This is a genomic window from Actinoplanes sp. NPDC048791 (assembly GCF_040650095.1).
Lineage (GTDB): Bacteria > Actinomycetota > Actinomycetes > Mycobacteriales > Micromonosporaceae > Actinoplanes.
Genome location: NZ_JBEZGQ010000374.1, coordinates 1 through 7,414, shown reverse-complemented (window position 1 = coordinate 7,414; position 7,414 = coordinate 1). Strand labels below are relative to the sequence as shown.

Sequence of the window (7,414 nt, the reverse complement as noted above, 5' to 3'; positions counted from 1 at the left end):
ACCGTCCCGGGTGCGGCCGCGACGGCCCGGTCCGCAGCAGCCAGCGCATCCACCGGCTGCGCCGCGGCCAGGTGCACCCGCGCCAACGTGGTCAGCAGCGCGGCGTCATCAGGCGCGGCGGCCAGACCACTGGCGATCTCCCCGACCGCCTCGTCGTAGCGGCCGAGGTCAGCCATCAGGAGGGCCCGCTGCCGGTACTCCTCAGGGGTGGTTTCCGGCTCGGACTGGGACGTGGGCTCGCTCGACACCCATCGAGCGTAGGTCTTCGACCGCGAGATCACCCCGCCCGGGGCAGCCTCATACCGAATAGATCAGCGCGGTGGCGACAGCAGCAAGCCCTTCACCACGCCCGGTGAGCCCGAGCCCATCCGTGGTGGTACCGGAGACGGTGACCGGCGCACCGACCGCCGCGGAAAGCACCTGCTGCGCTTCTTCACGGCGCTTACCGATCTTCGGCCTGTTTCCGATGACCTGAATCGACACGTTGCCGACCGCGTAGCCGTGCTCGGCAAGCCGCCGAACGGTCTCAACCAGCAACGTCACCCCGGCGGCTCCGGCCCACTCAGGCTCGGCTGTGCCGAAGTTGCTGCCGAGATCACCGAGCCCGGCGGCGCTGAGCAGCGCATCGCAGGCAGCATGAGCGGCAACATCGGCGTCGGAATGCCCGGCCAGCCCAGACTCACCGGGCCACATGAGTCCGGCCACCCAACAGACCCGCTGGGGATCGAAGGCGTGCACATCGGTGCCGATCCCGACACGCTGACTGGGCGGGCTCACAGAAGTCACCGCGTCAGGCTACGTGCAGCAGCGCCTCGGCGATCACCAGGTCCAGCGGACGGGTGATCTTCATGGCGAGCTCCGACCCGGGCACGCAGGTGACCGGAACGCCCGCCTTCTCGACCATCCCGGCATCGTCGGTGTGGGCGCCGAGCCCGGCAGCATGCGCAGCAGCAAGCACATCCCGCCGAAACCCCTGCGGCGTCTGCACACTCCGCAGAACAGACCGATCAACCGTCCCCAGCACAACCTCAACCGGAGTGCGGGTGAAGCTGAGGCCGGCGGGATCGGCAACAGCGCGGCCGGAGTCGGCAGACACGGCAAGGGCCGAGTGCCCGGTGTCAGCAAGATCAAAGGGATCGGCCGGATCAGCCGGATCGGCGGTGTCAGCCGCGTCCGCGGGGTCCGCCGGGTCCGCGGGGTCAGCCGGGTCCGCGGGGTCAGCCGGATCGGCCGGGTCAGCCGGATCGGCCGGGTCCGCGGGGTCAGCCGGATCGGCCGGGTCAGCCGGATCGGCCGGATCCGCGGGGTCAGCCGGGTCCGCACGGTCCGCCGGATTACCAGGATCGACAGGGCTCAAGCCGACCGAGCCGACGGAAACGACGTTGGCAGGACCGGCAGAGCCGAGGTTGGCATACCCGCCGTCGGAGGAGCCGAAGCCGGCAGGACCGGCCGAACCAACGTCGGCGCGGTCAGCACCATCGACGGGGTCGACGAGGCCGACCTCTTTGATGGTGTCGACCACCGGCAGAACCGGAATCACCGCCGGCCGCCCACTCCGAACAGCAGCCGCAACCGACTCGATCAGCTCCGGCGGCGTAAGGGCGCGCGCCGCGTCGTGCACGAGCACAATCCCGACATCCTCCGGTACGGCCGCAAGCGCCGCCGCCACCGAATCCTGGCGCTCAGCCCCACCCGCGACCACAGTCACAGCGGCAACCGGAGCAAGCAGCGCGCGCACCGCGTCGACCTCAGCGGCCGGGGCGGCCACGACGATCAGGCGCACCGACGGGGCTGCCGCGATGCGCCGGATCGTGTGCACGAGAAGGGGCTCCCCCGCGAGCAGGCGCAGGGCCTTCGGACCGCCCGGGCCCAGGCGCAGACCTGCGCCGGCGGCCGGAACGAGGACCGCGACGTCACCGCGAGCGTTGAGCTGCGCGGTCACGTCGCGGTCCTGTTCGGCTGCTGTCACCGTGGGGGGTGGTGCTGAGGTGGTGGGAACGTCAGGCCTCGGTGAGCACCTTGTCGAGGAGGACTTCCGCCTCGTCCTTGGTGCTCTTCTCGGCGAGGGCCACCTCACCGACGAGGATGTCGCGGGCCTTGGCGAGCATGCGCTTCTCCCCAGCCGAGAGACCACGCTCGCGCTCACGACGCCAGAGGTCACGCACGACCTCGGCGACCTTCAGCGGGTTACCGCTGGCGAGCTTCTCGAGATTGGCCTTGTAACGCCGCGACCAGTTGGTCGGCTCCTCGGTGTGCGGTGCGCGGAGGACGTCGAAGACCTTGCCCAGGCCCTCCTCGCCAACCACTTCGCGCACGCCGACGATCTCGGCGTTCTCAGCGGGCACCCGGACAGTAAGGTCGCCCTGGGCGACTCGCAGAACGAGATATTGCTTCGGCTCGCCCTTGATGACCCTAGTCTCGATTGCCTCGATGAGTGCGGCCCCGTGGTGGGGGTAAACAACGGTCTCGCCGACACTGAAAACCATAGGTTCGAAACCCCTTTCGCTGTGTCTAGGGTAACACGCTCAGGCAGCGATGTCCCACCCTGGCCGTGACTGTTAGTGCAGCTCAGAGGCCCTGTGAGCCGTCTTTCTACCGCTTGACATGCGGGCGAAGAGCTGCCTCAGTAACGGAGGGTGACTACGTCGTGACCACTTGACTCAGCGAGTCGGATATTCCGGACCTGAAGCCTTTGCGAGGTCAAGCTTATCGCTAGCGACCGGAACCGCCCACCACTGGCGGTCGAGGGCGTGCTTGGGGGAGGCTGGACGCAGGTCCCCGGCCACGCGAGACTCGTCGGCAGGGGGGAGGGTGAATCGTGGGCAGTATGAGCGACAACGGCGGCAACTGGCCGCCCGATGGCGGCTCCCCTGACGGTCTGCCGGACCTCCCCGAGGAGTGGGGCGTCATCGTCATCCCGGATGACCTCTCCGAGCTTTCCGACGAGGTCAGCGCCGTCCAGGCCGAACTGCACCGGTCGCAGGAGCGCACCGGCTGGCAGCAATTCACCGACCGCCCCGGCATGCGCGCCCTCCGCCGGGTCGGCGCCGCCTGCCTGCGCGCCCCGGTCCTGATCATCTCGATGGCCGTCCTGGTCACCGTGGCCAGCCTGTTCGCCTCGGCCTGGCCCGGGCCGTCCCGTTCACCGGCCACCCAGCGCACCGCCACCACGACCGACGACCGCGGTGACACCCTGCCCGCCCTGGAGCTGATGGGCGGCGACGGCAAGACCGTCCCGCTACGCGGCCAGTTGCCGGCGGTCGTGCTGCTCACCGACGGTTGCGACTGCGCCGACCTGGTGGCCGACACCACTGCCGCGGCTCCGCCCGGGATCGCCGTGGTGACGGTCGTCGCCACTCCCGCCGCTGGGCAGACCGGTGGCGCCCCGCCCACGAACGCCGCACCACAGACTCAGTCCAGGACAGTGCGCGCGCTGCGTGACCCGACCGGGGAGCTTCGCGCGGGGCTCCAACTCGGCACGCCCGACGGCACCGCGGCGGTCCTGCTGGTCAACCGCGGGGGTGAAATCGTCCGCAAGATCGCCCGGACCTTCTCGATTGAGGACTTCCGCCCCGACCTCGCCCGACTCTGACGCTGCGTGACAGCGCCTCGCCCGGCGGAGCCTCGAGCGGCGGCGGGAGACGGTCGGCAAGGTCCGACCGGTAAGTGACGCTTGTCATGAGGCGCAGCAAATGCGAGACGGACAGCGCACGAGGCGGCCCAGCCCGCGTGAGGTCGCGAGGTCTGCGCGAGACGGACAGCCGCGAACGGACCAGCATGCGAAACGGACCAGCCCGCGAGACGGACAGCCGCAAACGGACCAGCATGCGAAACGGACCAGCCCGCGAGACGGACGGCCGCAAACGGACCAGCATGCGAACGGACCAGCCCGCGACGCGAGTCAGCAGACGAGCGGACCGGCATGCGAGAGCCAGTCAGCGCGGAAGACGGACCACCGCGCCGACGGGCCGGCCGCGAGGCGAGTCGGCCGACGAATGGATCAGCTCACGCGCCACGGCTCCACCCGCAAAACGAACCAGCGCGGAAATGGACCAAGACGCGAAACGCACCAGCCCGCGAGACAGACCAGCCCCCGCGAGACGGATCGGCCCGCGAGGCGGACCAGCCGCGAAGGAATCAGGGTCGAGCCCGCGAGAAGGATCAGTAGGAGCGGGTCCGGATGACGCGCCAGCGGAAGACCGCCGCGCCCCGGGTCTCTGCTGACACCGCCATGAAGAGGTTGTCCGCGAGACCGACCGTCAGCTCCACCGGCTCCGGATCCTCCGCCGAACACGGCACCGCCCGCCCCGAATCCTCTCCCGTAGCGCTCAGCCGTACCCGCACCTGGCCGTCACCCACGCACAGCATCGCCAGCGCGTACGCGCCCCCGACCACCGACGTGTTGCGTTCCTTGCGTCCGCCCGCGGCCAGCACCATCGTCTCCGCCCCCGCCTGCCGGGGCAGGTCAGGCAGCAGCCGTTCGACAGTGGCCCGGCCGGCCACCACCGCCGGGTCCTCTCCGACCTCCGGGGCCGCGCGGACGAACCACACGCCCCCGACCAGCAGCAGGACCAGGGCGAACGCGTAGAGCGTCGCGCCCGCGGCCCGGTCCTCTCGCACGCGACAACACTAGGGTGTGTCGAGCAGGACGCCATAGAGCGTGAGGCCAGGCCCGAACGCCAGCATCACGACCCGGCGCGGTGGCTGTGGCCTGCGCCGCAGCGCGTCCAGGACCAGCAATACCGTCGGGGACGAGCAATTCCCGTACGTCGCCAGCACCTCGCGGGATGCTGCCATCGCGTCGGTCGTCAGTCCGAGTTGTTCCTGCACCACGTCGAGGATTTTCGGGCCGCCGGGGTGCACCGCCCAGCCGTCCACGTCCGCGATCGTCAGGTTGTTGCGGGTCAGCAGGTCGTCGACCATGGCCCGGACGTGCAGCGCCAGTACGTCCGGGACCTGCGGTGACAGCCCCATCCGGAAGCCCAGGTCGGTGACGTCCCAGGTCATGTGGCCGGCCGTGGTGGTGTCCGTGAGCGCGGCGACGTCGCTGACGACGTACCCTCCGGGTCTGCTCTCCGGGGTGAGCACGACGGCGGCCGCGGCGTCCGAGAAGAGCGCGTGCGAGACGATCTGCTGGATGTCCGCCCGCGAATCCGCGGGCTGGATGTGCAGGCTGGTGAGTTCGGCGCAGAGCAGCAGCGCCGGGCGGCCGCGGGCCGCGACGTAGTCCGCGGCCGTGCCGAGGCCCGGCAGCGCGGCGTAGCAGCCCATGTGGCCGACGAAGAGCCGCTGCAGTGCGGGCGCCATGCCCATGTCGCGGGCCAGCAGGATGTCCAGGCCGGGCGTCGCGTAGCCCGTGCAGGAGCAGACGGCGAGCAGCCCCAGCTCGTCGGCGGCGACGCCGGCCTCGGTGAGTGCGCGGCCGACCGCCTCCTTGGCCAGTGGCATGGCCTCGACCTGGTAGCGGCGCATCCGGCGCTCGGTGGACCAGCCGGAGACGTCCTCCAGCAGCGGGCTGACCGCCGCCTGCCGGGTGCGTACCCCCGAGTTGGCGAAGATCCGCTTCGCCAGTCCGCGGCGGCCGCCCGTGTAGTGCTGCGAGAAGAAGCCCTCCCACAGGTCGTCCTGTGCCGCTGCCGGTGGCAATGCCGTACCCAGGCCGGCGATCACTGCCTGACCGATTCTTTTCACTTGTGCCTCCCCAGGCCGAACCCCGCCGACTGGTGCCTTACCCGCGAAAAGCGTTCACCACCGCGGGGCGGAGCCTTGCGAGTCCGGATCACCGCCCAGCGCCTCGACGCCGAGCCAGTCCGCGCACACGTCGGAGGTCGCGGGCTGCAGTGATCCGGCCCGGGCGTCGCGGTAGAGGCGTTCGAGCGGGTGCCCGCGCCGCATCGCCGAGGTGCCCGCCGCCTCCAGCATCGAGGCGGCCACCTCCGCCGCCGTCGTGCCGGCCAGCAGCTTGGCCCGCCACACCCAGCGGTTGGTCTCCGCCTCGCCGGGCTCCTCGTCGACCCGGCGGGCGGCCTCCATGACAGCCAGGTGCGCTGCCGCGACAGCCGCGTCCGCGCGCCCGATCCGCGCCCGTACGGCCGGCAGGTGCCCCAGCCCCCGGGCGGTGACGTGCTCGACTGCCGCGTCCACCGCCGCCCGGGCCACCCCCACGTAGACCGCCGCGTAGCTGGCCACCATCCAGTGCGGGGCGAGCTGGGCGACCACGAGCGCCAGCCCCTCGACCCCGCCGAGCAGGGCCGTGGTGGGAACGGTGACGTCGATGTGCACGTCGTTGGAGCCGGTCGCGCGCATGCCCAGCGCGTCCCAGGTCTGCTCGACGGTCAGGCCCTCACCCGGCGGGACCAGGAACTGCGAGACCTTCTCCGGGTCGGCCGAGCTGCGGGCCGCCACCAGGTACGCGTCCGCGTGTCCCGCCCCCGAGCAGAACGTCTTGGCGCCCTTGATGTGGAAGCCCTCGTCGGTCTCCTCATAACTTGTGGTCATCTGCGAGAGCCGGGAGCCGGCGCCGCGCTCGCTCATCGCCACCGCATACCAGCTGCCCTCGGCGGCCGCGCGCAGGTAGCGGTCGCGGGCCTCCAGCGCCTCGGGTGGCAGGCCCAGCGCCTCGGCCAGTTCGTTGGTGACGCCGCCGAGCGCGCCGGTGACCGAGGCGTGCATGTTGAAGATCAGCGCCGTGGCGCCGTTGCCCCGGGCCAGCTCGTAGGCGACCGCCGCGTAGTCGGCGAAGCCCGCTCCGGCGCCGCCCAGCCGCTCGGGCACCATCAGCCCGAACATGCCGGAGCGGCGCAGGTCGGCGAAGTCGGCCGCCGGGAACACACCCTCCCGGTCGTGCTCCGCGGCCCGGGCCGCGAACCGCGGCGCCAGCCGGCGCGCCTCCTCGACAGTCGTCATGCCATCTCCCCCTGTTTGCGGCCCATGCCCTGGTAGACCACCGCGGTGGAACGGGTCGGGATCATCCGGCCCAACGGACCCGCCCCGGGACCGGTGGGCAGGAACAGCCACCGGATCAGCCCGACCACGCTCGGACGCAGGCCGCGGACCAGCAACTGCACGCCGTGCTTGGCGCATTCCATGGTCAGCTCGCCCGGATCGACGAACAGGTCCGGATCGTGCAGGCCGACCGGCGCCACGCCGAAGCGCTCGCCGAGCGTGACCGTCAGGAACCGGCCGGCCCAGGTGCCGTTGACCGTGTCCAGCACCAGCAGCCCGCCCGGCCGCAGCACCCGGCACAGCTCGGCCACCGCGGCCTGCAGGTCGGTGACGTGCTCGAGGATCTCGCCGGCGACCACCACGTCGGCCGAGCCGTCGGCCAGCGGCAGCGCGGTGATGTCGCCGGTCACCGGGGTCACTCCCCGGGCCGCGGACTGCTCCAGCCCGGCGCGGCGCAGATCGACGCCGA

The 7,414-nt window shown here is 71.4% G+C and carries 8 protein-coding genes and 2 pseudogenes; 1 reads left to right on the top strand and 9 read right to left on the bottom strand.

Annotated features, from left to right (window positions below):
• The 5 genes and pseudogenes from AB0C29_RS24865 to AB0C29_RS24845 all read right to left on the bottom strand — a co-directional run.
• Positions 1-248, bottom strand: a 248-nt coding sequence (locus AB0C29_RS24865) for a tetratricopeptide repeat protein (protein ID WP_360824435.1), incomplete at its 3' end; no start/stop codon positions are given.
• 49 nt (positions 249-297) lie between these two features.
• Complete coding sequence (ispF, locus tag AB0C29_RS24860) at positions 298-777, bottom strand: 2-C-methyl-D-erythritol 2,4-cyclodiphosphate synthase (protein WP_360824441.1); 480 nt, start codon at positions 775-777, stop codon at positions 298-300.
• Positions 778-790: 13 nt separating this feature from the next.
• Positions 791-1,024: pseudogene (locus tag AB0C29_RS24855) on the bottom strand (2-C-methyl-D-erythritol 4-phosphate cytidylyltransferase); the annotation flags it as partial.
• A gap of 438 nt (positions 1,025-1,462) precedes the next feature.
• Positions 1,463-1,942: pseudogene (locus tag AB0C29_RS24850) on the bottom strand (2-C-methyl-D-erythritol 4-phosphate cytidylyltransferase); the annotation flags it as partial.
• A 58-nt stretch (positions 1,943-2,000) separates the two neighbouring features.
• Positions 2,001-2,486 carry a CarD family transcriptional regulator gene (locus tag AB0C29_RS24845; RefSeq protein ID WP_026206027.1) on the bottom strand — a complete coding sequence of 162 codons (486 nt, stop codon included), beginning with the start codon at positions 2,484-2,486 and terminating at the stop codon, positions 2,001-2,003.
• A 341-nt stretch (positions 2,487-2,827) separates the two neighbouring features.
• On the opposite strand from AB0C29_RS24845, the gene AB0C29_RS24840 reads away from it, so the two are divergent.
• The gene (locus tag AB0C29_RS24840; RefSeq protein ID WP_360824433.1) at positions 2,828-3,592 is read left to right on the top strand and encodes a hypothetical protein; all 765 of its coding nucleotides are present in this window, start codon (positions 2,828-2,830) and stop codon (positions 3,590-3,592) included.
• Between the two features lie 569 nt (positions 3,593-4,161).
• Here AB0C29_RS24840 and AB0C29_RS24835 read toward each other — a convergent pair.
• The 4 genes from AB0C29_RS24835 to AB0C29_RS24820 form a co-directional block, all read right to left on the bottom strand.
• Positions 4,162-4,620 carry a DUF6023 family protein gene (locus AB0C29_RS24835; protein ID WP_360824430.1) on the bottom strand — a complete coding sequence of 153 codons (459 nt, stop codon included), beginning with the start codon at positions 4,618-4,620 and terminating at the stop codon, positions 4,162-4,164.
• Positions 4,621-4,629: 9 nt separating this feature from the next.
• A complete protein-coding gene (locus AB0C29_RS24830) occupies positions 4,630-5,682 on the bottom strand; it encodes a type III polyketide synthase (RefSeq protein WP_360824438.1) in 1,053 nt (350 codons plus the stop codon).
• A 63-nt stretch (positions 5,683-5,745) separates the two neighbouring features.
• Positions 5,746-6,906, bottom strand: coding sequence for an acyl-CoA dehydrogenase family protein (locus tag AB0C29_RS24825; RefSeq protein ID WP_360824427.1), 1,161 nt, complete (start codon positions 6,904-6,906; stop codon positions 5,746-5,748).
• Positions 6,903-7,414, bottom strand: a 512-nt coding sequence (locus AB0C29_RS24820) for a methyltransferase domain-containing protein (RefSeq protein ID WP_360824424.1), incomplete at its 5' end; no start/stop codon positions are given. The genes AB0C29_RS24825 and AB0C29_RS24820, both read right to left, overlap by 4 nt.

Excerpts from the sequence above, each read along its gene's own strand:
- AB0C29_RS24825 (WP_360824427.1), bottom strand. The coding sequence starts at position 6,906 with ATGACGACTGTCGAGGAGGCGCGCCGGCTGGCGCCGCGGTTCGCGGCC.
- AB0C29_RS24840 (WP_360824433.1), top strand. The coding sequence starts at position 2,828 with ATGAGCGACAACGGCGGCAACTGGCCGCCCGATGGCGGCTCCCCTGAC.
- AB0C29_RS24845 (WP_026206027.1), bottom strand. The coding sequence starts at position 2,486 with ATGGTTTTCAGTGTCGGCGAGACCGTTGTTTACCCCCACCACGGGGCC.